At 71.5% G+C, this 22,184-nt stretch carries 18 protein-coding genes and 1 pseudogene; 7 read left to right on the top strand and 12 right to left on the bottom strand.

Annotated features, from left to right (window positions below; genetic code table 11):
• The first annotated feature begins 34 nt into the window (after positions 1-34).
• From ACIRRU_RS16265 to ACIRRU_RS16250, 4 genes and pseudogenes are all read left to right on the top strand, one after another.
• Positions 35-616 (top strand): TetR/AcrR family transcriptional regulator, encoded by a 582-nt coding sequence (locus ACIRRU_RS16265; RefSeq protein WP_403680674.1) that lies wholly within the window; start codon positions 35-37, stop codon positions 614-616.
• Between the two features lie 137 nt (positions 617-753).
• Positions 754-2,230 (top strand): annotated as a pseudogene (locus tag ACIRRU_RS16260) (NF041680 family putative transposase).
• A 50-nt stretch (positions 2,231-2,280) separates the two neighbouring features.
• Entirely contained in the window at positions 2,281-2,652 is a 372-nt protein-coding gene (locus ACIRRU_RS16255; RefSeq protein ID WP_403680672.1) for a hypothetical protein, read from the top strand.
• Between the two features lie 226 nt (positions 2,653-2,878).
• Complete coding sequence (locus tag ACIRRU_RS16250; protein WP_403680670.1) at positions 2,879-4,432, top strand: MFS transporter; 1,554 nt, start codon at positions 2,879-2,881, stop codon at positions 4,430-4,432.
• Between the two features lie 515 nt (positions 4,433-4,947).
• Here ACIRRU_RS16250 and ACIRRU_RS16245 read toward each other — a convergent pair.
• The 4 genes from ACIRRU_RS16245 to ACIRRU_RS16230 all read right to left on the bottom strand — a co-directional run bounded on the left by ACIRRU_RS16245 (position 4,948) and on the right by ACIRRU_RS16230 (position 6,269).
• A complete protein-coding gene (locus tag ACIRRU_RS16245; RefSeq protein WP_403680667.1) occupies positions 4,948-5,154 on the bottom strand; it encodes an alcohol dehydrogenase catalytic domain-containing protein in 207 nt (68 codons plus the stop codon).
• Between the two features lie 86 nt (positions 5,155-5,240).
• The gene (locus ACIRRU_RS16240) at positions 5,241-5,651 is read right to left on the bottom strand and encodes a (4Fe-4S)-binding protein (protein WP_403680665.1); all 411 of its coding nucleotides are present in this window, start codon (positions 5,649-5,651) and stop codon (positions 5,241-5,243) included.
• A 31-nt stretch (positions 5,652-5,682) separates the two neighbouring features.
• Positions 5,683-5,991, bottom strand: coding sequence for a GNAT family N-acetyltransferase (locus ACIRRU_RS16235; RefSeq protein ID WP_403680663.1), 309 nt, complete (start codon positions 5,989-5,991; stop codon positions 5,683-5,685).
• Between the two features lie 62 nt (positions 5,992-6,053).
• Positions 6,054-6,269: a hypothetical protein gene (locus ACIRRU_RS16230; RefSeq protein WP_403680661.1), complete on the bottom strand. Its 216-nt coding sequence runs from the start codon at positions 6,267-6,269 to the stop codon at positions 6,054-6,056.
• Positions 6,270-6,917: 648 nt separating this feature from the next.
• Here ACIRRU_RS16230 and ACIRRU_RS16225 point away from each other — a divergent pair.
• Together ACIRRU_RS16225 and ACIRRU_RS16220 are read left to right on the top strand one after the other, a co-directional pair.
• Complete coding sequence (locus tag ACIRRU_RS16225; RefSeq protein ID WP_403680658.1) at positions 6,918-10,652, top strand: S8 family serine peptidase; 3,735 nt, start codon at positions 6,918-6,920, stop codon at positions 10,650-10,652.
• A 95-nt stretch (positions 10,653-10,747) separates the two neighbouring features.
• The gene (locus ACIRRU_RS16220) at positions 10,748-11,743 is read left to right on the top strand and encodes a helix-turn-helix domain-containing protein (RefSeq protein WP_403680655.1); all 996 of its coding nucleotides are present in this window, start codon (positions 10,748-10,750) and stop codon (positions 11,741-11,743) included.
• 177 nt (positions 11,744-11,920) lie between these two features.
• Here the strand turns inward: ACIRRU_RS16220 and ACIRRU_RS16215 are convergent, their stop codons facing one another.
• The 6 genes from ACIRRU_RS16215 to ACIRRU_RS16190 form a co-directional block, all read right to left on the bottom strand.
• The gene (locus ACIRRU_RS16215) at positions 11,921-13,075 is read right to left on the bottom strand and encodes an MGH1-like glycoside hydrolase domain-containing protein (RefSeq protein ID WP_403680652.1); all 1,155 of its coding nucleotides are present in this window, start codon (positions 13,073-13,075) and stop codon (positions 11,921-11,923) included.
• Between the two features lie 115 nt (positions 13,076-13,190).
• Complete coding sequence (locus ACIRRU_RS16210) at positions 13,191-14,582, bottom strand: MGH1-like glycoside hydrolase domain-containing protein (RefSeq protein WP_403680649.1); 1,392 nt, start codon at positions 14,580-14,582, stop codon at positions 13,191-13,193.
• Positions 14,579-15,688: an ABC transporter ATP-binding protein gene (locus ACIRRU_RS16205; RefSeq protein ID WP_403680646.1), complete on the bottom strand. Its 1,110-nt coding sequence runs from the start codon at positions 15,686-15,688 to the stop codon at positions 14,579-14,581. Before ACIRRU_RS16205 ends, ACIRRU_RS16210 begins: the two co-directional genes overlap by 4 nt.
• A 77-nt stretch (positions 15,689-15,765) precedes the next feature.
• The gene (locus ACIRRU_RS16200) at positions 15,766-16,647 is read right to left on the bottom strand and encodes a carbohydrate ABC transporter permease (RefSeq protein WP_403680643.1); all 882 of its coding nucleotides are present in this window, start codon (positions 16,645-16,647) and stop codon (positions 15,766-15,768) included.
• On the bottom strand, positions 16,644-17,603 hold the full coding sequence (locus ACIRRU_RS16195; RefSeq protein WP_403680640.1) for a carbohydrate ABC transporter permease: 960 nt from the start codon (positions 17,601-17,603) through the stop codon (positions 16,644-16,646). Before ACIRRU_RS16195 ends, ACIRRU_RS16200 begins: the two co-directional genes overlap by 4 nt.
• On the bottom strand, positions 17,603-18,940 hold the full coding sequence (locus tag ACIRRU_RS16190; RefSeq protein WP_403680638.1) for an ABC transporter substrate-binding protein: 1,338 nt from the start codon (positions 18,938-18,940) through the stop codon (positions 17,603-17,605). The genes ACIRRU_RS16195 and ACIRRU_RS16190 overlap by 1 nt, the downstream gene beginning before the upstream one ends.
• Before the next feature lie 172 nt (positions 18,941-19,112).
• On the opposite strand from ACIRRU_RS16190, the gene ACIRRU_RS16185 reads away from it, so the two are divergent.
• Entirely contained in the window at positions 19,113-20,120 is a 1,008-nt protein-coding gene (locus ACIRRU_RS16185) for an alpha/beta hydrolase (RefSeq protein WP_403680635.1), read from the top strand.
• A gap of 39 nt (positions 20,121-20,159) precedes the next feature.
• On the opposite strand, the gene ACIRRU_RS16180 is transcribed toward ACIRRU_RS16185, so the two are convergent.
• Both ACIRRU_RS16180 and ACIRRU_RS16175 read right to left on the bottom strand, forming a co-directional pair.
• Positions 20,160-21,203: a LacI family DNA-binding transcriptional regulator gene (locus ACIRRU_RS16180; protein ID WP_403680632.1), complete on the bottom strand. Its 1,044-nt coding sequence runs from the start codon at positions 21,201-21,203 to the stop codon at positions 20,160-20,162.
• A gap of 1 nt (position 21,204) precedes the next feature.
• Positions 21,205-22,161 carry an ROK family protein gene (locus ACIRRU_RS16175; RefSeq protein WP_403680630.1) on the bottom strand — a complete coding sequence of 319 codons (957 nt, stop codon included), beginning with the start codon at positions 22,159-22,161 and terminating at the stop codon, positions 21,205-21,207.
• Positions 22,162-22,184: the final 23 nt, after the last annotated feature.

Here is a 22,184-nt window from a genome sequence, read left to right as displayed (position 1 = left end):
TCAGTTGAAGTCGACAGGGCAGGCGGGTGGAACGATGACGGAGGGGCGACAGACGCGCAACGCGGAGCGCACGAGACGTGCGGTACTCGACGCGGCGACGCAACTGGTCCTGGAGAAAGGCGCCGCCGTCACGCTCGCCGAGGTCGCCACCGCCGCCGGGGTATCGAAGAGCGGCCTGATCCACCACTTCGGCAGCAGGGACCGGCTGATCGCCGCCCTCGTGGTCGATGCGCACGAGCGCTTCCGGGAGGTGGTTCTCGGCCATATCGACCTCTCCGAGAACCACCCGGGCAAGATGCTGCGCGCGTATGTGCGGGCGCTGTGCGCGGGCAGCGCCGAAGCGACGGCCGAGCGCGACTTCACGTCGGCGCCGATGTGGAGCGGCCTGTACACGATCCCCGCGGTCGCTCCGGTCATGGAGGAGAACGCCGCCTGGTGGAACACTCAGCTCGCCCTCGACGGGCTGAGCGCGGATCGCATCCTCATCGTGCGACGAGCCGCGGAGGGCATCGCCCTGGCCGCCGTCTATGGGGAGCAAGACGAGGAGGGCATCGCGACAGCCCGCGACCTCCTGCTCGAACTTGCCAGCGAGGGCACTTTCCGTACCGCGATCTGAGCTTGACATTTATGGTCCGGCGTCGAACGCGACTCGAACTTGATCGGCCTTTTCGCAGTTCAGTGGACACGTAGGCGGTCTCCGTCTAATCCTGTGCTCCGTCACAGAGGCATTGGATCAGCGCGAAGGCCGTGGTCTTGAGTCTGGTACGTCAGGGCGTCCTACGGGATGCGTTCGCGGAAGTGTCACACTCCCGGTCGGATTTGTACGCCTGTCTGACCGCGCGGGGCGACGCGTTGTTCGAGTTGTGCGACGCGCTGCTGTGCACGGACGGGCCGGTGCGGACACCGGTCGATCTCGCGCTCGCGCCCGAACACCGCCGCGGGCACGGAGCTCTGTACGCCGGGCTCAACCAGGGGCGGATCGATGTCGCCCGGCTGCGTCGAGCCTTGGCCGGGATGCCGCTGCCGAGGGCGGCAGATGACCGGCTCGTGCTGGCGGTGGATGTCTCACCGTGGCTGCGGCCGGATGACAACACGAGTGCTGACCGGGCTTTTTGCCACACGTTCGGCCGTGGCGAGGGCAAGCATCAGATGGTGCCCGGCTGGCCGTACTCGGTGGTGGCCGCGCTGGAGACCGGCCGCACGTCCTGGACGGCGGTGCTGGACGCGGTCCGCCTGGAGCCCGGCACCGACGTCGCCGCAGTCACCACGCTCCAGATCCGCGAGGTCGTCGAGCGGCTCGTCGCCGCCGGCCAGTGGAAGCCGGGCGACCCGAAGAGTCCTGGTCGTGCTGGACGCCGGATACGACGCCCCGCGCATCGCCCACCTGCTGAACGGTCTGCCCGTCGAAATCCTCGGCCGGCTCCGCTCCGATCGCGTCATGCGCCGGCCAACGCCGCCGCGGGTCTACGACCCCAAAGGCGGCCGACTGCCCAAGCACGGCGGCGAGTTCGTCTTCGGAAACTCCAGCACCTGGGGCACCGAACAGGCCGTGACGACCACGGACACCCGGCTCTATGGGGAGGTGACCGCGCAGGCGTGGGACCGACTGCACCCGCGGCTCACCCGCCGGGCCGCCCGGCTCAACCACGACGGCCCTCTGCCCATCATCAAGGGCACCGTCATCGGGCTGATCGTGGAGAAGCTGCCCAGCGGCGGGGTCAACAAGCCGGTCTGGCTGTGGTGGTCGGGCACCGGCGCCACCTCGGACGACGTGAACCGCTACCGGTAGTCCTTCCTCCGCCGCTTCGACATCGAGCACACGTTTCGCCTGTTCAAGCAGACGCTCGGATGGAACAAGCCCCGTCTTCGCAACTCCGAGGCGGCCGACCGGTGGACCTGGCTGGTGATCGCCGCCTACGCCCAGCTCCGGCTCGTCCGTCCACTGGCCATGGAGCTGCGGCGACCCAGGGAGAAGCCGACGGAGCCGAGCAGACTGACGACCGCCCGCGTCCGCAGAGGGTTCAGAAACCTGCACGCGAAGACTGGGTCTCCAGCCGATGCACCGAAACCGTCCCGGCCCGGGCCAGGCGGGCCACCGGGCTCGAAGAATCGCCGCCCAGCCACCCGTCACGACGTGGGCAGAGTCCTTGCCACCGGCGAAGCGTTCAGCCGACCCACCCACCACAAAGTCGGCACGAAACCCTGGCGTGTCACGCCTGTTCCAAGCTGACCGGCGATTGTCACTGCCCAATGAACACGCGGTCAAGCAGGATGGGCAACATGGACGCGAGCGGAAGCCAGCCCCTCGAAGACCTCGTGCAGTGGAACGGTGAGCTCGCTGGACTCATCAGAAATGCCCGGCACGGCGCACCGGGATCGGCTGTCACGTTCCGTCGTGGCCACGCCGTTGCTGCCCCGGAAAGGGTCACCACTGGGCTCGCCAGCCCCGACCAGCTCATCGACTGGGCACAGGCCGTGCACTTTGAGGACCAGGTGCACGTTGATGAAGGACACCAGGACCTGCTGACCCAGTTCCTCGTCGAAATCTCGACCCCCGAGCTGTTCGAACCCGTCACCTATGAAGTCTGCCAGCGATGGCTACGCATCCTCCAGACATCGATGGCCTCCGATGCCGAAGCAGCCGAACGTTAAACGACAAGCTGACACTCGAACCGCTACGCCACGCTCGACTCCGGAACGACTGAGGCGGCTCCCGCATCTGCGCGGGGGCCGCCCTCTGTCATGCCTGGGCACCGTCGCAACCCCATCCACGGCAACCGAGAGGTTACACCGCAGAGCAGTACGCGAAGGTTTGCTTTACAGACCATTTGGTCCGTACGCTTGGGGAGCAACATCCGCTTTCGTACCAGGGATCACCATGAACTCCGCCCCTCCCAAGGCCACGGCGAGAAGCTGGGTCGGTCTCGCCGTGCTCGTTCTGCCGCTGCTGCTCATCACCATCGACGGCACCGTCCTGATCATGGCGCTGCCGGAGATCTCCACCGAGATGAGCCCCTCGGGTACCGAGCAGCTGTGGATGATCGACACCTACTCACTCGTGCTCGCCGGACTGCTCGTAGCGATGAGTTCGATCGGCGAACGGTTCGGCCGGCGGCGCAATCTGCTGGCCGGAGCCTTCCTCTTCGCTGTCGCGTCCGTGATCGGGGCCCTGGCCACCGAGCCGTGGATGCTCATCGCCGCCCGCGCCCTGCTCGGTGTGGGGGGAGCGATCATGATGCCCTCTACCCTGTCCCTCGCCCGCAACATGTTCCTGGACCGCCAGGAACGCCGTTACGCGATGGCGGTGTGGGCTGCGATGGCTTCCGTCGGTGCCGCCGCCGGGCCGATCGTCGGCGGCTGGATCATCGAGACGTTCAACTGGCAGGCCGCGTTCCTGATGAACATCCCGGTCATGCTGCTCCTGCTCGTGCTTGGTCCCCTCCTGCTGCCCGAGAGCAAAAACCCCGATCTGGACAGGATCGACCTCCCCAGCGTCGCGCTCTCCCTCGTCGGACTCGTCGGTGTGGCGTTCAGCATCAAGACGCTCACCGGAGGCAAGGACCCCCTCATCGGGCTGCTGGCGGCCGCCGTCGGAGTGCTCGCGATCGCCCTGTTCGTCCGAAGGCAGCTGCGACTCACCACCCCGCTGATGGAGGTCCGGCTCTTCAAGGTGCCGTACTTCCGCGGCGCTGTGGTGACTGACCTCCTGGCCATTCTCGCGATGGCCGGAGCGCTGCTCGCGCTCACCCAGCACCTACAGCTGGTGCTCGGTCTCAGCCCGCTGCAGACCGCCCTCTGGCTGATGCCTCAGGCGGTACTCGCCGCCGCCGCCGCGTTTGTCGCGGCCGCTCTGGTCAAGCGTTTTCTCCCTGCTTACGTCATCACCGGTGGGCTTCTGATCACTGCGGCCGGGTTCGGGCTGACCTTCCTGCTGTCACCGACCTCGCCCCCCGTGCAGATCGCCGCCACGCTTGCCCTGGTCTCGCTGGGCGCCGGTATGGCGCTGGCCCTGAGCAACGACATCATCATGAGTTCCGTCAAGCCGGAGCGCGCGGGGCAGGCGGCCGCGATCTCCGAGACCGCCTACGAGCTCGGGGCGACGCTGGGCACGGCGACGCTGGGTGGGCTGCTCGTCTCCTGGTACTCAAGGTCGGTCGAGTCCGGCATCGACGGTGTCGCTCTCGATCCGGGCCTCGCCGAGCGGGCCTCGTCCACGATCGCAGAGGCCCTGCTCGTGGCAGCGGAAGTCGGCGGCGGCACCGGGGCAGCCATCGCGGCCGCCGCCAGGGACGCGTTCAGCCAGGCGGTCACCGTCACCGGTGCGGCCGGTGCCGGGGTGATGGTCATGGTCGCCGTGTGGGCCCTGTCGACGCTCCGCGGTGCGGCCGCCAACCTGGACCTCGCCGAGGACCACGAGCACGAGCTGCGGTGACGCAGCGGACACCCTCCGCCGGGGTCCGCCCTCGGCCCGCAGCGGACGCCTCCGTCGCGGTCCGGGTTCGCCCCGGGCGGAGGCGTCCTCGGTGCCGCTCAGGTGCGCGGGGAGTCGTCCTTGTGCGCCCGCGCCCACTGGTCGAGGGTCTGCGGGGCGGCTCACCGCCAGGGCGGCCGGGACCTCGTCCGGGGAGTAGGCACCCTCGATGGGAACCCGCAGCTCTCCGGCCTCGATTAGAGCGAGGATGCCCCTCAGCGCCTCGGGTTCCCCGTCCCGGGCGTGGTCGTGTGGATCCGGAACTCGGTGTCTACGTCCCCGAACGCGACGAGGGAGAGCACCCCGGGCCGGACCGGGCCGCCGGCCAGAGCGATTGGTGCCCGAGTCATCGGCACTGCCGGCCAGGGTGGCGGCGACCTCCAACGGAACCGAAAGCGAGCCTGGCGACCAGGGCCGCGGGGTCGGCGAGCGCCGACTGCGCGTAGGCGGAGGTGAGGGAGGCTCCGAGCACCTGGTCACCGACCCGGAAGCCGGTCATCCCCCGCACTGGCCTGATCGACCACGCAGATCACGCCCGCCACGTCGGAGCCGAGGCCGGACGGCAGGTCGAGAGGCATCATCTGGCGCGTGAAACCGTTGAGGATCTTCCAGTCGATCGGGTTGACACCGGCGGCCCGTACCGCGAGCCGAACCTGCTCCGGTCCTGCCGTGGGCGGCGGCACATCGACGACTCCTACTGGGTGAACTGAACTTCAAGAGACACCGCCTCGCATCCGGTGGTCGCATGCGAGGCGGCGGGCTGGGCCCGTCATCGACCACAGGGCCCCGCGTGATCGCAGTAGGGCAGGCTCCGACTCTGCGCGCATCCGCACAGAACCGCGCGGGTTTCCTCGCTCGGGCCCTGCTCCGTGTCCACGCGCAACTCGCCACGCAGCGTCAGCTGCCCGGTGGGACCGCGGGTGATCGTGGTAGGCCGGTCGGGGTCCTCACGCCGGCCGTCCTCGAACGCGTACTTCAGCGCACCGGAAGGGCAGCGCCGCACCACCTCGGCCAGATCGTCCGCCGACGCCTGGTCCGGCCGGATCCACGGGCGCTTCTCCGGGTCGAACACCTCGGGCAGACCCCGGACGCACTCGGCGGCATGGAGGCATCGCCCGGCCTCGAACGTCACCGTGATGGTTTCCGTGTGGTACGCCTTCCGGCGGGATTCGCCGCTCATGTCGGCCTCCGTCACTGCCGTGTTCGGCTGCTCAGTCGCTGACTTTGCTGCGGGACTGATACAGCAGGTCCTGGTAGTCGGGGTGCCGCGCGATCCAGCCCGCGAAGAACGGACAGGTGGCCAGGACCCGCAGTTTCGCCGCACGCGCCTCGTCCAGCGCGGTCCGGGCCAGCGCGGACCCGACGCCCCGGCCCTCGTACGCGGGCCCGACCTCGGTGTGCACGAACGCGATGAGCTCCGGGGTACGGATGTACTGAGCGATGCCCGCGTTTTCGGACTCCCCGTCGACCCGCGCCTCGTAGCGCTTCGCCTCGGGCGCGTCGCTCACTTCGATCGCCATGTCTTCTCCTCGAGAACCTGCTCCGTGCGGCACGACGAGTTCCCGCCAGCCTCACCTTCACCCTATCCCCACACGGTTGATGCATCAACTGAAGAGGAAGCGGCGCAGAGGCCCGTAAGGCCGGCGGGGACGATGCGCAGCCGCCGGGAGATGTCGGCCACTGCCTGCGGATCGGCGCGTCCGAGGCGGTCGAGAACAAGTTCCCGCGCAGCCCGCAGTCGCGCCGGGGCCGCCTGGCGCACCGCGTCGAATCCTTCGCCGGTGAACGCGGCGAGCATGTAGCGACCTTTGGCCGGATCCGGGGTCCGTACCACCCGGCCTCGGCGCTCGAAGCGCTTGACGACGCCGGACAGCCGGGAGAGACCCGTTGGCGAGGAAGGCGAGCTCGCCCATCCGCGGTTTCCGCTGCGGAGCCTCGGACATGCGGCTGAGCGCGAGGACTCGAACAGCGTCAGGCCGCGCTCCGACCGGAGCGGCGACTCCAGCCTGCCGGGAAGCAGGAGCAGCAGGGAGCCCAGCTCCACCGTCGCCCCCTCCCCCGCCCGCCCAGCCATCGGAGACCCTCCTACTCCGACCCGAATCCTCATCTCCCACTCCCCCCCTGCGACCAACTGTCTTCGGCCGTCACCCCCGGTGACGGGGAGAAGCAGGTCGATCTGCTCGGACACAGCCAGGCCGTGCGGGTCGGCGACCGGGTGGAGATCCGCGTCAGCGCGATCGTCGCGACGGCCGACTGACGGCGGTCCGCCCGCCGGGATCGCCCACCCCTCCGCGGGTCACCGCCAGGTCATCCAGAGGTCTTCCGGATGGCGCCCTTGGGACATGTCGCACCTGCGCCACGGGATTCGCATGACACCACCCGGGGCGTCTGCCCATTCTGGCCACCGCATGCATCGACATCGATGGCACGGAAGGGCAATGCACTGATGAGACGGTTGCGCCTGTGGGCGGCCATATCTACGGGTCTCGCGCTGACCGTCGGCGCCGTGGCGCCGCTGCCGGCGACAGCCGACGCTCCCGGCGGGGGCGCCGACGCACGTCCGCCAGTCAATGAGACGGCGACGGTCAGGTTGATCACGGGTGACCGGGTCACCCTCGCCCGGGGCCCGGACGGACGCCAGCAGGCGTCCGTCACACCGGGCCCCGGAAGGAAGGGGCTGCTCTTCCGAACGCTGGAACAGGACGGTCACGTGAGCGTCCTGCCGTCGGACGCCGAGGCGCTGGTGGCGTCCGGGCGCCTGGACCGCGATCTGTTCGACGTGACGGCGCTCGTCGCGCAGCGGTACGACACAGCGCACACGGACGCGCTGCCCGTGATCGTGGAGGACGCGAAAGGGCGGGATGCCGACTCCGCGAAGCGGTTGACGGCACTGGCCCAGGAGCCGTCCCCGCGCAGGCTCGACAGCATCGACGCCAGCGCTCTGCGGGTCGGCAACGAGGATCTCGGCCGGTTCTGGAAGGCGATGGTCTCCGACGGCGGCCAGCGGAGGAAGGCCGTCGAGACGCCGCGGGTGTGGCTGGATGGCCGGGTCGGCGTGTCCCTCGACCGCAGCACGGCGCAGATCGGCGCCCAGAAGGTGTGGTCGGCGGGCTACCGCGGTGACGGGGTCAAGGTGGCCGTCCTGGACACCGGCGTCGACCGGAGCCATCCCGATCTCGCGGACCGGGTGGCGGTGGCCGAGGACTTCTCCGGCAGCTCGGGCACGGGTGACGTGTTCGGGCACGGCACCCACGTGGCGTCCATCGTCGGCGGCAGTGGCGCCGCTTCCGGCGGCTCCCGCCGCGGTGTGGCGCCCGGCGCGCAGCTCTTGGTCGGCAAGGTGCTCGGGGACGACGGCTATGGCAGCGAGTCGCAGGTCGTGGCCGGCATGGAGTGGGCGGTCGAGGAGGGGGCCGATGTCGTCAACATGAGCCTCGGCTCCTCGGCGGCCACCGACGGGACCGACCCGATGAGCGCGGCCCTGAACGACCTCAGTCGGCGCTCCGGCACCCTGTTCGTCGTGTCGGCCGGGAACGACGGTGAGAACGGCCCCCGCACCATCGGATCCCCCGGTGCCGCGGACGCCGCCCTGACGGTCGGAGCGGTGGACCGGAACGACGCGCTCGCCCCGTTCTCCAGCCGCGGTCCGCGCCTGGGCGACGACGCTGTCAAACCGGACGTCACGGCTCCTGGTGTGGCCATCGAGGCAGCGCGCGCGTCGGGGACCTCCATGGGCGCACCGGTGGACGAGCACTACACCGCCGCCTCGGGCACCTCCATGGCCTCGCCGCACGTGGCGGGCCTGGCCGCGCTGCTCGCCCAGCGCCACCCGGACTGGACCGGCGCCCAGCTGAAGGACGCCCTGATCAGCTCGGCGGTGCCCGGGGACGGGCAGAAGGTGACGGAACAGGGCGCTGGGCGGATCGACGCCCGCGCCGCTGTTCTCGGCGCGGTGAGTGCCACCGGGACTCTGGCCCTGGGCCCCTACACCTCGCAGGCGACCGAGCCTGTCGTGTCCCGGCTGCGCTGGACCAACTCCTCCGACCGGGACGTCACGCTGCGCCTGAAGGCCGATCTGGCCACTGAGGCAGGCCGGAAACCCGGCGAGGGATCGGTGCGGCTCGGCGCCGCGTCCGTGCGGGTGCCGGCCCGGGCGTCCGCCGAAATTCCCCTGACCGTCGATCCCGCGCGCGTGGGGCGTGGGAAGTACTACGGGTACGTCACCGCTACGTCCACCGACGGTGACGTGACCGTGCGCACCACGGTGAGTGCGGTCGTCCGGGGTCCCCAGCACCGCATCACGGTGCGGAGCATCGGTAAGGACGGCCTGCCGGGCGACCAACTGCCCACGCTGTGGGGCGCGGAGGGGTTCGTCGGCTACACCGATCTTGAAGCGGGAGTCGCCGAGGTCGAGGAGGGGGTGTACCAGGTCAACGCCAGCTGGCTGGACACGGCGCGGGACGGCCAGGAGCTGCGGCATGTGGTGCTGCCCGAGGTGAGGGTGACGAAGGACATGACCGTCACGCTGGACGCCCGGACCGCCGTGCCGGTGGAGATCCGCACACCGCGGCCGGCGGAGCAGCGCGGCATCCTGAGCTACCAGACGTACCGCGAGATCGAAGGGCGCAGCCTGACACAGGGCACGATGTTCTTCGACAGCGCCAAGCGGTTGTACATCAGTCCGACCGCCCGGGTCACCGAGGGCGCCTTCGAGTTCGCTTCCCGTTGGCAGCTCGTCGCGCCGCTCCTGAGGGCGAAGGTCACCAAGAGCGGCGGGGACCTCGACGCCTACTACATGACGCGCTCGCCACTCCTGCCGGAGTCGGGGGTGAGCATGTCCGCGGTCGATGCCGGGTCCGCGGAGAACCCCGTCTTCACGAAGGCCCGCGGCCGACTGGCCGTGGTGGATAACCCGTCGGGGGCCAACGAGGCGGTGCTGGTCGAAGAGGCTGCCCGTGCCGGTGCCCGAGGGGTGCTGGTCATCCATTTCGATGACAACAACTGGACCCGCTGGGAGCCCCAGGGGGAACGCTTGGCCCTTCCGACGATACGGATCGGCAGATCCCAGGGGGCCGCGCTGCTGGCCCGTATCACCCGCGGCTCCACTTCGGTGAGCTTCTCCGGCACCGCGCGCAGCCCCTACCTCTACGACGTCATGCAGGTGTCGAAGCAGCGGGTTCCGCCGCGGGTGGTGCACACCGTTTCCGCGGCGAACAGCGCGGTGATTCCGAGCACCTACGCCGACAACGGCGTCGGCGGCTGGGCGAGCGAGCAGCGGTTCGGCTGGCGGCCCTACCAGCAGGCCTCCTGGAACCAGTACTCCCGGTTCGTGCCGCTCGGATTCAGTCGCACCGAGTACGTGAGCGCCGACGACACCAGGTGGCAGCACCGGGTGCACTACACGACGGCCCCCTACGCGGACGAGCCACTCGCCCTCGGGATGCAGGACACGCCCCGCACCTACCGGGCCGGCGCTCACCAGCGGGAGACGTGGCAGGGTGCGGTGATCCGGCCCTCGATCCCCCTGGGCACCTCCACCCCGACCGTGCGGGAGGGTGACCGGATGCGTCTGAGGATCCCGGAGTTCACGGACTCGCAGGCCGGTCACTGGTCGCGGGCCGTCCCCGGCGACCCCGACGTCGGCGGAGACGCCGCGAGCGCGGTCCTGTACCGCGAGGGCGAGCAGGTCGCGGGGGTGACGAGCAGCTGGCAGGACGTCGACGTTCCGTCCGGACCCGCGCGGTACCGGCTCGATCTGTCGACATCGCGGGATTCGGCGGACTGGAAGGCTGGAGTATCGACCCGGACGTCTTGGTCGTTCGATTCGGCCCGGACCCGGGAGGGTGCCCCGCTCCCGTTGCTGCAGTTGGACTACGACGTGCCGGTCGACGCGCGCAACATGGTCGTCGGAGCGCGGTCGCACCGCATCGGCGTCACGGTACGCGCCCAGGAAGGCCTCGACCGTCCACGCGGCGTGAGGCTCCGTGTCGAGGCGTCCTACGACGACGGGCGGACCTGGACCACCGCGCGGACGACCGAGGACGGCCGGAATGCGTTCCGGGTATCCCTCAAGGTCCCCGAACGGCAGAGGACATGGGTGGGGCTGCGCGTCACGGCGAGCGACGGTGCCGGCAACACCGTGCGGCAGATGGTGGAGCGCGCCTACGCGGTGCGCAGCTGAGCACGGCGGGGGCGCGCGGAGCCGTGCGCCCCCGCACGCACACCCATGTAGTACGTTCTTCAACAATGTGGCCTGCTCGTGGGAGGGCGTTCACCATGCTGGAGATCGCGGGCGTGTCCCCCGACGAGGAATCCGTCTACGGACTGCTCGTAGCATCCGGCAGGGCGGGCGCTCCCGACCTCGCGGAGCGCGCCGGACTGACGGTTCCCGAGGTCCTGCGCGTACTGGGACGCCTCTCGGCGAAGGGCCTCGCCAACCCGAGCGACGGCACCCCGGACCTCTACCAGGCAGTGCCACCGGACGCGGCCCTGCTGCCGCCACTCAGGCGCAGTGCCGACGCCCTGGACGCCGCCCGGCGCGAGGCGGCGCGGCTCATGGACACCTACCGGAAGACCATGCGGGGCCGTGACGCGGCGCAATTGCTGGAGATCATCACCGGTACCGAAGCGCTTCGCCAGTGCCTGCGGCACGTGCAGCACGAGGCACGGCACGAGATGCTGTGGTTCTGCAAGGCCCAGTACGTGGCCATGCCGTCGGGTAGTAACGCGGACGAGTTCTCCGCGCTGGCCCGCGGCGTCCGCTACCGGGTGCTGTACGAGAAGGCGTTCTTCGACGACGACGGCGCGGTGGACAACGTGGCGGCGGGGGTCCGCGCCGGCGAACTGGCCCGCGTGGCGCCCAGCCTCCCGTTGCGCCTGGCGATCGCGGACGGCGCCGTCGCCGTGTTTCCCCTGGTCGACGGCGGCCCGAAGGGAAGTCCGGGGGAACCCACCACGGCGCTGGTGAGGGACAGCAACCTGCTGGCCGCCCTCAGCGCACTCTTCGAACGGTACTGGGAGGACGCGGTCCCCTTCGGGGGCGACTCCGGGGATGGGGCGTCCGGCAACGAGCCCGCCGCCGAGGCCCTCTCCCCCACCGACCGCCGCCTGCTGTCCCTGCTCGTAGCAGGGGTGAGCGACAAGATGATCGCCTCGCAGATGAAGCTGAGCCGTCGCACCGTGCAGCGCAGGATCCAGAGCATGATGGAGCGCTCCGAGTCGGCGACCCGCATGCATCTCGCCTGGCACGCGGCGCGCCGCGGCTGGCTGTGAACGCTCCGCGCCGCCGCCGCACACCGGCATGAGGAAGGGGCCGTGTGCGGCGTGGACGACGGTCGGCTGACACCTGGTCGGTCCGCTCGTCCCCCGGGCCATCGCCAGTGCCGCGCAGACCCGGGCGGTCGCGGACGGGGCAGCGCGGCCGCCGCCCGACCGGCGTGGCGGCTGACTTCAACTCATGCAGGCGGCCAGCGCCGACCACGTCTGCGGGGCCGCACCGAGGCCGTCGCCCGTCTCCGGGTTCCAGTACTCCGCCCAGTTGTTGCCCTGGACCGCGGTGGCCGTCCGCTCGGCGAGGGAGGTGGCCTCGCCGTCAAGGCCCCAGCGGCGCAGCGCGATCCAGAGCAGGTAGTTGACCTGCGGCCAGGCGGCGCCGCGCCAGTACATGTCCGGGTCGTAGGCCGGGTGGGCACGGGCGACGTTCGCCGGGCCGAACGGCGCGGCGAAGCGCGTGGGGTCGGTCAGCTGGCCGAGCGCGGCGAGGGCCCGGTCGCGGTCGGGGGTGATCAGGGCGCCCATGAGCCCGTCGCTGAGCGGGGCGGAAACGCTGGGGCCGCCGCCGGTCAGCGGGAGGTCGTCCCACAGGCGCTGCTCGGGGTTCCACAGGTGGGCGTCCATCGCCTCGGCGAGCTGCCCGGAGCGGGCCCGGAGCTCCGCGTCGCCGGTGACGGCGGCCAGCTCGGCCATGTTGAAGGCCGTGTAGGCATTGAACGCGGCCGTACAGCTCACGAACGTGCCGGACGCGATCGCCGCCCCGTCGGCGTCGAAGGTGACGTTCTCCATCTGCTGCTTGTTCCAGGCGGTGCGGGCCGCCCGGTCGTAGTCGGCGGGGGTGCGGCCGGGGGCGCCCCAGTCGTCGAACCGGGGGGCGTGGTCGTTGCCCGCCTCCCAGGGGTGGACGATGAAGACCAGGCCGTCGTCGCTGCGGCGCTTGTCCCACAGCCAGTCCAGGCCGGCCCGGGCGCGCTTGAGGACATCGCTGCCGGGGGTGCGTCCCAGATCGGCGAGGGCGCGCGCGGCGTGGCCGAACATGGGGGGCTGGGTGAGGGACGACGTCCCGGGCAGCGGACCGAGGAAGGTATCGGGTCCGGCGGGCCCGTACCGCATGTGCGGGACCATGCCGCCGGGCAGTTGCCCCTCCAGAACGGCGCGGAGCTCGGTCTCGGCCCTGGCGTCGCCGAGCCGGGCCCAGGCGATGGCGTGGAAGCAGGAATCCCACAGCCACAGGTGGGGGTAGGTGGCGGGGTTGGGGACGCAGTACCCGCGTTCGCCGTCCCAGTGGTTCTCAAGGAGTGTGCGCGCGGCGGCGCGGAGTTGATCGGTCATGTCTCGCTCACATGGTCGGGTTCGGTACGGCACCGGGTGGGTGGTGCGGTGGTTTCGGCGAGGTCCCGGCCCTGGCCGGGGTGGTACGCCGCCCCCGCCCGCTCCGGGACGGCTGTCAGCACAACCAGTCGAGCGTCACCGCCGCCGTCCACGACTGGTCCAGGCTCCCGAGAGGCTCCCCGGTGAACGGCTCGTAGTACTCGGCGAAGGTGCCGTCACCGACCAGCCGCAGGCCCTCCCGGCGGATCGCCTCGCTCCGCTCCGGCCAGCCTCTCCGGGCGAACGCCCACCCGAACAGCCAGGCCATGACCGGCCACTGCGGCCCGCGCCAGTACGCGCGCGAGCGGAACGCGTCGCTGCCGGGCGCGGTCGACGGCGGAACGGCCGCGAACAGTCCCGGGTTCCCCAACCAGCGCTCGGAGTCCAGCACGTCGCGCAGCCGGCGTTCGGCCGCCGGGTCCAGTCCGCCGCACAGCAGCGGGGCGAAGCCGGCGAGGGTCTCGGTGGCCAGCCACCGCCCGGCCCGCAGGTCGCGGTCGCGGGCGAGCCCCGTCTCCGGGGCGACGGAAGCGACGACCCCCGCCCGGAAGCGGGCGGCCCAGGCGCGGAGCTGTGCGACGTCCTCGCTGCGGTGCGGCAGCTCCTCCCCGAGGTCGGCGAGCGCATCGCAGGCCAGCGCGAGCAGGGCGCTGGTGAGCACGTCCTCGACGGCGAAGCTGGAGGTGCGGCGTACCGCCGCGTCGTCGTAGTCGGCCCGGCGCATCTCCTCGACCAGCCACAGGTAGCGGTCGTACTCGCCGTCGCTCGGCCGGTGTGAGGGGTCGGCGACGAACTCGCGGTCGCGCCGGCGGTAGGCCGGCAGCGAGGCACCCGGGTGGACGCGGCTGTACGGGCCGTCCCAGCGGGGCGAGTTGTCCGTGCCGGACTCCCAGCCGTGGTGCAGGGTGATCCGCCCGGTGCCTTCCGGGTCGCGCTGCTCGACCAGCCAGCGGTGCCACCGCATCAGCGGCGTCCATGCCCGATCGGTGAACTTCTCAGCGGCCCGCAACCCCTCACCTCCTGTACGGCGGGCGACCTCGACGATCCGCATCAACGCGATCGCGTGCACCGGCGGTTGGCAGATGCCCGACGTGTCGGTACCGGCCGGGGCCGCGGCGGCCAGCTCCGCGCAGCCCCAGCGCTCCGGACCGGGAAAGTAGCCCGTGGACCTGGGCGAGAAGACGATGTGGGGCAGCATTCCGGTCCTCCACTGCGCCCCGAGCAGCGTCTCCAGCTCGGTCAGCGCCCGCTCGACGCTGAGCTGGGCGATCCCGACGGAGATGAAGGCCGCGTCCCAGCTCCACATGTGCGGGTACAGACGTGGGGCGGCGGCCGTCATCGAGCCCAGGTCGTTGCCGCGCAGCACGTACGCGGCGCGGGCCGCGAGCCCGGTGTCGCCGAGCGCGGGACGGGTCCGCGGGACGGTGATACGGGCGGGGGCGGTCGACAGCGGGGCGGCCGTGGTCATGCGGTCTCCAGGGCCGGGCCGGTCTCCAGGGCGAGCTCGGTCTCGGCGTCGTACCAGCGCAGCTCCGACGCGGGGAAGGTGAGCCAGACCGTGTCGTCGGAGGCGGCGCGAAAGGTGTTCGGGGCCTGCGCCTTGATCAGCTGGCCGTCGACGTCCACGGTGACGAGGACGGCGGAGCCCATCGGTTCGAAAACCTTCACCTGGCCCCGCACCGCGTCGCCCTCCCGGGTCGTGGAGACCCGGACGGCCTCCGGCCGGATGCCGAGCAGCACCGGCCTGCCGTGGTGCGGGCGCAGCGCGGCGGGCGCGCGCACGGTCTGCGTACCGAGGTCGGCGGTCGCTTCCGCCCCTTCTCCGGCGTCGAGGGTGGTGGCGAGGAAGTTCATCGGCGGGCTGCCGAGGAATCCGCCGACGAAGCGGTTCGCGGGCCGGGAGTAGACGTCGAGCGGCGGCGCGAGCTGGGCGATCTCGCCGTTCCTGAGCACGGCGACGCGGTCGCCGAGCGACAGTGCCTCGGACTGGTCGTGCGTGACGTAGACGGTGGTGGTTCCGATGGACTCCACCAGCTTCTTCAGATCGGCGCGGAAGGAGAGCCGCAGGAGGGAGTCGAGGTTGGACAGCGGCTCGTCCATGAGCAGCACGTCGGCGTCGACGACGATCGCCCGGGCGACGGCGACCCGCTGGCGCTGACCGCCCGAGAGCTGGGCCGGGTAGCGGTCCAGGTAGGGCTCCAGCTGGAGCAGCTCCGCGGCCCAGGCGACCTTGCGCTCGGTCTCGCGGCGGTCGGTACGGCGCATGGTGAGCCCGAAAGCGATGTTGTCGCGGACCTTGCGGTGCGGGAAGACGGCGTAGGACTGGAAGACCATCGACAGGTTCCGGTCCTTGGGCGGCAGGTAGGTGACGTCCCGGCCACCGACGACGATCTGCCCGGAGTCGGGCATCTCGAGCCCGGCGAGCATCCGCAGCAGCGTGGTCTTGCCGCAGCCGGAGGGGCCCAGCAGCACCACGAACTCGCCGTCGGCGATGTCGAGGGACACGTCCTTGGTGGCGGGTGTTTTGGCGCCGGGATAGGTCTTGAAGAGGTTGCGAAGGTGTACGTCGGTCATGAGGTCCTCACCGGGATTCGGGTGGTGGGGTGCGGGGTTCGGGGGGTGGAGCGGACGGTCGGCGACCGTCCGGATCGTCAGCGCGGCCCGTTGCCCCACATGTTGAGGAGGTAGCGGCGCATGAGGGCGATGAAGACGAGCGCCGGGACGACGAGCAGGAAGCCGCCCGCGAAGCGGTAGGCCAGCGGTGACTGCTGAAGCGAGGTCAGCACCTGGGCCGGCAGGGTGCGGTGGTCGAGCGTGGTGATGGCGGCGCCGAGCACCTCGTTCCACGACAGGACGAAGGTGAAGACGCTGGAAGCTGCGAGCCCCGGCACGGCGAGGGGCATCACCACCTGGCGGAACGCGCCGAACCGGGTGCACCCGAAGATCAGCGCGGCCTCCTCGACGTCCCGCGGGACCGACACGAAGATGCTCGACGTGATCAGGACCGTCGTGGGCAGTGCCAGCGCCGTGTGGATGAGGACGACGGCGGTGACCGTGTCGTACATGCCCGTGCTCAGGAACAGCTGGGCCAAGGGGATGGAGAGCACGACGATCGGCAGTGCGCGGGTGAGCAGCAGCACGAGCTGGTAGGCGTCCCGGCCGCGGAAGGCGAAGCGGGCGAGCGCGTATCCGGCCGGTGCGCCGATGACCAGCGAGAGCACCACGGTGAGCAGCCCGGTCATCAGGGAGTTGACGGCGGCGGGGCCGATGCCTGTGGACGACAGGAACGAGTCGATGGTCCCGGTGGACACGTCCACGGGCAGGAATGACTTCGGGAACGCGTTGAGCGCGTCCTTGGTGGAGAACGCCGCGAGCCCGATCAGGTAGACGGGCACACCCATGAACAGGCTGATCGCCACGGCGGCCGCCTGCTTGAGGATCCGCACCCGTCGGCGGCGACGCAGCGGACTCCGGTCGACGGGGGGCAGCCCGGTGGCCGCGGCGGGCGGATTCGTGGTTTCGAGGGCGTTCAACGGAGCCCCACTTCCGCCTGCGGCTGCCGTAGCAGTCGCAGACTGGCGGTCGACGCGAACAGGGAGACGCCGAGGACGACCAGCGCGACGGCGCTCGCCACGGCCGGGTTCTGCAGCGCGGTGAACCACTCGTACGTCTCGCCGACGAGCAGCGGGAAGTTGCGGCCGGTCAGCGCCTGGGCGACGGCGAAGGACTGCATCGCCATGATCAGCCGCAGCACCAGCGCCACCTGGAGGTTCGGCTTCAGCATCGGCAGGACGACGTGGCGCACCCGCTGCCAGGCGTTGCCTCCGAACACCTGGGCGGCCTCGTCGAACTCGCGCGGGATCATCTGCATCCCGGCCACCACGATGATCAGCACCAGCGAGGTGGAGCGCCAGATCTCCGCGAGCACCACGGCGAGCAGCATCGTGGAGACGTTCTGGTACGACAGCCAGGAGAACCCGTCGCCGAACCCGAGATGGGAGAGGGCGGAGTTGAGGTAGCCGCGGTCGGTGAAGACCGACAGCCAGACCAGACCGGCCGCCAGGTCGCTGACGGCCAGGGGAACGGCCCAGAGGTAGAAGTAGAAGCGCGAGCCGCGCAGCTTGCTCTGGAGCAGCATCGCCATGCCGAAGGCCAGCGCGAACTGGACCGGCACGACGACGACGATCAGCAGCAGGGTGTTGCGCACCGCCTGCCAGAAGCGGGGCTCGGCCGCCATGCGCTGCCAGTTGTCCAGTGTGAACCCGCCGCCGGACCCGGTGAACGCCTCGCGCACGCCGACCAGGGTGGGCCAGCCGAGCAGCAGCACCATGAAGACGAACGACGGCAGCACGAGGAGGTAGGGCAGCCGGTTGCGGCGCACCAGGCGCCGAGGCTTCGCGCGGGCCTCCGGGGGCGTGGCGTCCGATGTCACGGAGCCGGGCGTCGTGCCCTCGTGGTTCGTGGCCTTGGGTGTCGTGGTTTCCGGCATCATCCCACCTCGCAGCGGCGGCCGTCGCCGACCGGGTCGGGGGCCCAGCAGGGCACTTTCGTCTCGTCCAGGATTCGCTGCATGTTCCTCGCCTGGGTGTCCAGCGTCCGGCGGATGTTCGCGCCGTCCAGGACGATCGCGGTGAACGCGTCGCGGTAGATCTTCGACATCTCACCGTCGCGCTGCCCGAGGCCGACCGACGGCAGCGAGAGGATCGCGTCGGGGGCGGCGGCCTGCCTCCCGACGGCGGCGGACTCCATCCGGATGGCCGGTGGGAGGTCGCCGGGCAGCTTCGCGTCGACGACGGGGAAGAAGGAATTCCGGCGGAGCAGCTCGACCTGTACACCGGGCTCCGACATCGCCCGGATGACGTCCCTGGCCGCCGAGGCACGGGACGCGCCCTTGGGGATGCCGAGACCGAGCAGCACCACCATGTAGCCGCGGCCCCTCGGACCCGCCGGGCAGGGGACCATCGCCCAGCTTTCGGGATCGTCCTTCGGGGCCTGCACCAGCCGGGAGACGTGGTCCCAGGCGACGGACACCTCTCCGGCCGCCAGCGGCTCCTGCATGAAGTCGTAACTGGTGCTGCTGGGAACGGTGTTGGCCCACAGGTCCTTGAGGTACTCCCACATGTCCACCGCGTCGTCGCTGCGGAAGCGAGTGACTCCGGCCCCGGTGAACGAGGGGTAGAGATGTCCCTGGACGAACCGGTTGATCAGGCCCTCCGGCCCGACCGGGAGGCCGAAGACGGGCTTCCCGCGGTTGGCACGACGGGCGGCGACGGCCCAGTCGAGGTACTGCTCGTAGGTCAGAGCCTGCACATCGGCCCCGGACGGCAGATGCTCCAGGGCGGACTTCTTCGCCGCGATCACGTAAGCCGCCTGGCACCAGGGAACGTACCAGCTGCGGCGGGTGCCGAGGTTGGCCAGCTGCCGGAACGCCGGGTCGATACCCGCGCCGTCCAGGGAGCGGGTGACGTCACTGACGTCGGTGAGGAATTCGGGGCCCAACTGGGCGAAGTCGCCGTGAAGCCCGGCGATCAGGTCGAGTTTCACGGCGCCGCTGGCGGCCTGGGAGCGGATCTGCGTGCCGAGCTGGGAGGCGTCGCCGGTCACCAGGCTGACGCCGCCCTCGTATGCCTCGCCGAGGATCGCGCGGAGGTTGCGCGCCTCCTCGACAGGGGTGAACTGGGTGGTCACCATCCGGGGGCCGTCACCACTCACCCCCGAGGTCGACATACCGGTGCAGGCGGCCAGACCGGGAGCGGTGGCGGCCAGCGCCGCCCCCCAGCGCAGCACGTTCCTGCGGGGGATGGACGGGGTGTGCGATGTAGCCATGCGACTCCCTTGTGCGTTCCGAGACGGACACGGCCGGGCGATGCGCACGACCTCGACCGCTTCGGCGGCTCGACGCGCCTCACGCTACGAACGGGGCGCTGCGAGGGTCAACGTGTTAACGATAACGTTATCGTTAACACTCCCGTTACCGGAAGACCCTCCTGGAGAATCCATGCGTTACGCCCTCGACCCCGAGCTGCTCCTGGCGCTCGCCGACCACCCCACCGCCGACCTGCGGGACATCCCGGCGGCTCGCGCACGCGCGGCCGCGCGGATCGCCGCGGAGAGGGCCCCCGACACCCGCGGCGTCACCTGGCGCGACGTCGACGCCCCCCGGGCCGACGGCGGTGCGGCGCTGCGGTTGCGGCTGTACACGCCGAGCACGCCCGGTGCGCGAGGCGCCGAGGGCGCACCGGGCGTCCCGCGGGCGCCGGGCGGACCGCGGTCCGCTCCGCTGCCCGCGGTCTACGACATCCACGGCGGCGGATTCGTCCTGGGCTCGGTGGCGGCGACACACGCCCGGAGCGTGCGGCTGTGCCGGGAGACCGGGGCTGTCGTCGCCGCCGTCGACTACCGGCTGGCACCCGAGCATCCCTACCCCGCGCCCGCCGAGGACTGCTACGCCGGGCTCGTATGGCTCGCCGCCCACGCGGGCGAACTCGGGTTGGACCCCGGCCGGATCGCCGTGCACGGTCAGTCCGCCGGCGGCGGACTCGCGGCCGCGGTGGCGCTGATGGCGCGCGACCGGGGCGGGCCCGCCCTCTGCTTCCAGTACCTGGGCACGCCCGCGGTCGACGACCGGCTGACCACCGCGAGTATGCGCGCGTTCACCGACACGCCCGCCTGGGACCGGCCGAGCTCCCTGCTCAGCTGGTCCGCGTACCTCGGCGCGGGAGTCCCGGGCAGCCCGCACGTACCCGCCTACGCGGCTCCCGCCCGCGCCGCCGACCTCCGCGGGCTGCCGCCCGCGTACGTCACCGCCATGCAGTTCGACCCGCTGCGCGACGAATCCGTCGCCTATGCGCTCGCCCTCCAGGCGGCGGACGTGCCCGTCGAGCTGCATCTCTTTCCCGGCACGTTCCACGGCTCGGTCGGGGTCACGACGGCTGAGGTCTCACAGCGCGAACTCGCCGAGGAGGTGGCCGTGCTGCGCAGAGCGCTGCACGGCACGCGGACCTGACGGCGAGTACCGCAGCACCCGATGGAGCCGCCGCGGCCGCTACACCGGGTGGTGCACGACCGTCGTCGGGACGACCATGCGCCGCGCGGGCCCGCCCGGGGCACCGGCGCCTTGGGCGATGCGATCCATCAGGAGGCGGGCGGCCTGGCGGCCGACCTCGTCGGCGTCGTAGGAGACGACGGTGACCGGGACGTCGAGGAGGTCGGCCATCTCGAAGTCGTCGAAGCCGGCGAGCGCGGTGCCGGAGGCCATACGGCGCACGGCCCGGTAGGCGCCCAGCGTGAGGCGGTTGTTGGTGCAGAAGAGAGCGCTGGGCGGGTCGTCGCCCGAGAGCACGTCCAGGGCGGCGGACTCGGCGGTGGCGATGTCCTGCGGGCCGCGGCGCGCCCAGGCATCACGCGGGGTGAGACCCGCCTCCTCGTGCGCGGCCCAGTAACCCCGGTAGCGTTCGGCGCCGGTGAACAGCGTCGGCGGGTTGCCGAGGAAGCCGATGGACGTGTGCCCGTCGGCGATCAGCCGGGCGGTGGCGGCGCGCGCACCGCCGAAGTCGTCCACGAGGACGCAGTCCGCGTCGATTCCCGACGGCGGGCGGCCGGCGAGCACGACGGGGGTGGTTCCGATGCGGTCGGGCCCCAGGTGGGTATGGATGGCGCCGGCCGGTACCACGATCACTCCGTCGGCGCGGCGGGAGACCAGGTCGTCCACCAAGTCCCTTTCCCGGTCGGCCCGTTCAGCCGTGTTGCCGACGACGAGCCGCAGGCCGTGCTCGTCCGCGACCTGCTCGGCACCGAGGGCCAGACGCGAGTAGAAGGGGTTGGCGAGGTTGGTGACGACGAGACCGACCAGGCCGCTCGTCCGGCCGAGCCGCAGGTTGCGGGCGGCCTCGTTGCGCCGGTAGCCGAGTTCGCGCACGGCGGCCAGGACCCGGTCGCGGGTCGCCTCGCTGACCCGGCCGTCGTCCTTGAGCACGCGGGAGACGGTCATGGCGCTGACGCCGGCCCGCGCCGCGACGTCCCTCAGCGTGGGGGTGGCGGCGGCCGGGCGGGCGGGACGGTCGGACGCAGGCACGGTGGGCGGGCTCATCTCAGGGGGCGGGTGCATAGGAGGTGCCCGTCATGGTAGGCGGGACGGCGCCGCCCGGGGCCGGTTCCCGGCAGGTTCGCAGCGCCCACCGGCCCGCGCCGAGCAGCGGTGCGTGCTCGGGATGGCGGGCGGTGCGGACGGCTGGGCCGGGGGCGGGACTCTCCCCGAGGCCGATCTGCAGGGGTGCCTCGATGAGGTCCCAGGAGGCGGCGATCGACCCGCCGACGACCAGCACCGTCGCGCCGAACCGGTGCAGCCACGGCGCGAGGGTCTCGCCGAGCGCCCGGAACGCGTGGTCGAGGACGTCACCCGCGCTCCGGTCACCCTCGCGCGCCCTCTCGGCGATCGCCCGCACGTCGGGGACGACATCGGTGTCGTCGAGCGCCGCCCGCGCGTAGGCGGCGCGGATACCGCGGCGGGACACGGTGTCCTCCAGCGGGCGGCCGTCGTAGGTGAGCAGGTGGGCGTAGCCCTCGGGCGGCACGGCGGGGCCCGCGGTGACGGGCGTCCCGTCGGCGAGGAACGCGGATCCCACGCCGCTGCCGAGGGTGACGAAGACGGCGCGGTCGTGCCCCCGCCCCGCCCCCGCGGCGTGCTCGCCGACGCCGAAGGCGACGGCGTCGTTCAGGAACGCCAGTCCCCCGGGCGCCTGCGGGAGACCGGCCCGCAGGGCGGCGCCCACGTCCACTCCGTACAGCGCCTCGAACTTGCCGACGCCCTCGAAACAGGCGATCCCGCGCTCGTGGTCGAACGGTCCGGGCACGGCGACTCCCCAGGTCGCGCCGGGGTCCGCGGGCAGTCCGGCGGCGGCTTCGAGGACGCCGCCGAGGATCGCGTCCGCGCTGCCCTGCGCGGGCAGCGGGGCGCGCAGCGGCGGCCCGGCGAGCGTGCCCGTGTCGGGATCGACGAGGGCGGCGCTCACGTGGGTGCCGCCGATCTCCAGGACGGGTGTGAACATGTGGTCAGCCCCTGTCGGAACGG

The sequence above is a fragment of the Streptomyces sp. NPDC101181 genome (genome assembly GCF_044767975.1).
Taxonomy (GTDB): domain Bacteria; phylum Actinomycetota; class Actinomycetes; order Streptomycetales; family Streptomycetaceae; genus Streptomyces.
This window is presented reverse-complemented; position numbering and strand designations above follow the sequence as displayed.

What these genes read in the sequence shown, in the direction of transcription:
- ACIRRU_RS16265 (WP_403680674.1), top strand. Translation starts at nt 35, where the DNA reads ATGACGGAGGGGCGACAGACGCGCAACGCGGAGCGCACGAGACGTGCG.
- ACIRRU_RS16255 (WP_403680672.1), top strand. Translation starts at nt 2,281, where the DNA reads ATGGACGCGAGCGGAAGCCAGCCCCTCGAAGACCTCGTGCAGTGGAAC.
- ACIRRU_RS16250 (WP_403680670.1), top strand. Translation starts at nt 2,879, where the DNA reads ATGAACTCCGCCCCTCCCAAGGCCACGGCGAGAAGCTGGGTCGGTCTC.
- ACIRRU_RS16240 (WP_403680665.1), bottom strand. Translation starts at nt 5,651, where the DNA reads ATGAGCGGCGAATCCCGCCGGAAGGCGTACCACACGGAAACCATCACG.
- ACIRRU_RS16235 (WP_403680663.1), bottom strand. Translation starts at nt 5,991, where the DNA reads ATGGCGATCGAAGTGAGCGACGCGCCCGAGGCGAAGCGCTACGAGGCG.
- ACIRRU_RS16230 (WP_403680661.1), bottom strand. Translation starts at nt 6,269, where the DNA reads ATGCTCGCCGCGTTCACCGGCGAAGGATTCGACGCGGTGCGCCAGGCG.
- ACIRRU_RS16225 (WP_403680658.1), top strand. Translation starts at nt 6,918, where the DNA reads ATGAGACGGTTGCGCCTGTGGGCGGCCATATCTACGGGTCTCGCGCTG.
- ACIRRU_RS16220 (WP_403680655.1), top strand. Translation starts at nt 10,748, where the DNA reads ATGCTGGAGATCGCGGGCGTGTCCCCCGACGAGGAATCCGTCTACGGA.
- ACIRRU_RS16215 (WP_403680652.1), bottom strand. Translation starts at nt 13,075, where the DNA reads ATGACCGATCAACTCCGCGCCGCCGCGCGCACACTCCTTGAGAACCAC.
- ACIRRU_RS16210 (WP_403680649.1), bottom strand. Translation starts at nt 14,582, where the DNA reads ATGACCACGGCCGCCCCGCTGTCGACCGCCCCCGCCCGTATCACCGTC.
- ACIRRU_RS16205 (WP_403680646.1), bottom strand. Translation starts at nt 15,688, where the DNA reads ATGACCGACGTACACCTTCGCAACCTCTTCAAGACCTATCCCGGCGCC.
- ACIRRU_RS16195 (WP_403680640.1), bottom strand. Translation starts at nt 17,603, where the DNA reads ATGCCGGAAACCACGACACCCAAGGCCACGAACCACGAGGGCACGACG.
- ACIRRU_RS16190 (WP_403680638.1), bottom strand. Translation starts at nt 18,940, where the DNA reads ATGGCTACATCGCACACCCCGTCCATCCCCCGCAGGAACGTGCTGCGC.
- ACIRRU_RS16185 (WP_403680635.1), top strand. Translation starts at nt 19,113, where the DNA reads ATGCGTTACGCCCTCGACCCCGAGCTGCTCCTGGCGCTCGCCGACCAC.
- ACIRRU_RS16180 (WP_403680632.1), bottom strand. Translation starts at nt 21,203, where the DNA reads ATGAGCCCGCCCACCGTGCCTGCGTCCGACCGTCCCGCCCGCCCGGCC.
- ACIRRU_RS16175 (WP_403680630.1), bottom strand. Translation starts at nt 22,161, where the DNA reads ATGTTCACACCCGTCCTGGAGATCGGCGGCACCCACGTGAGCGCCGCC.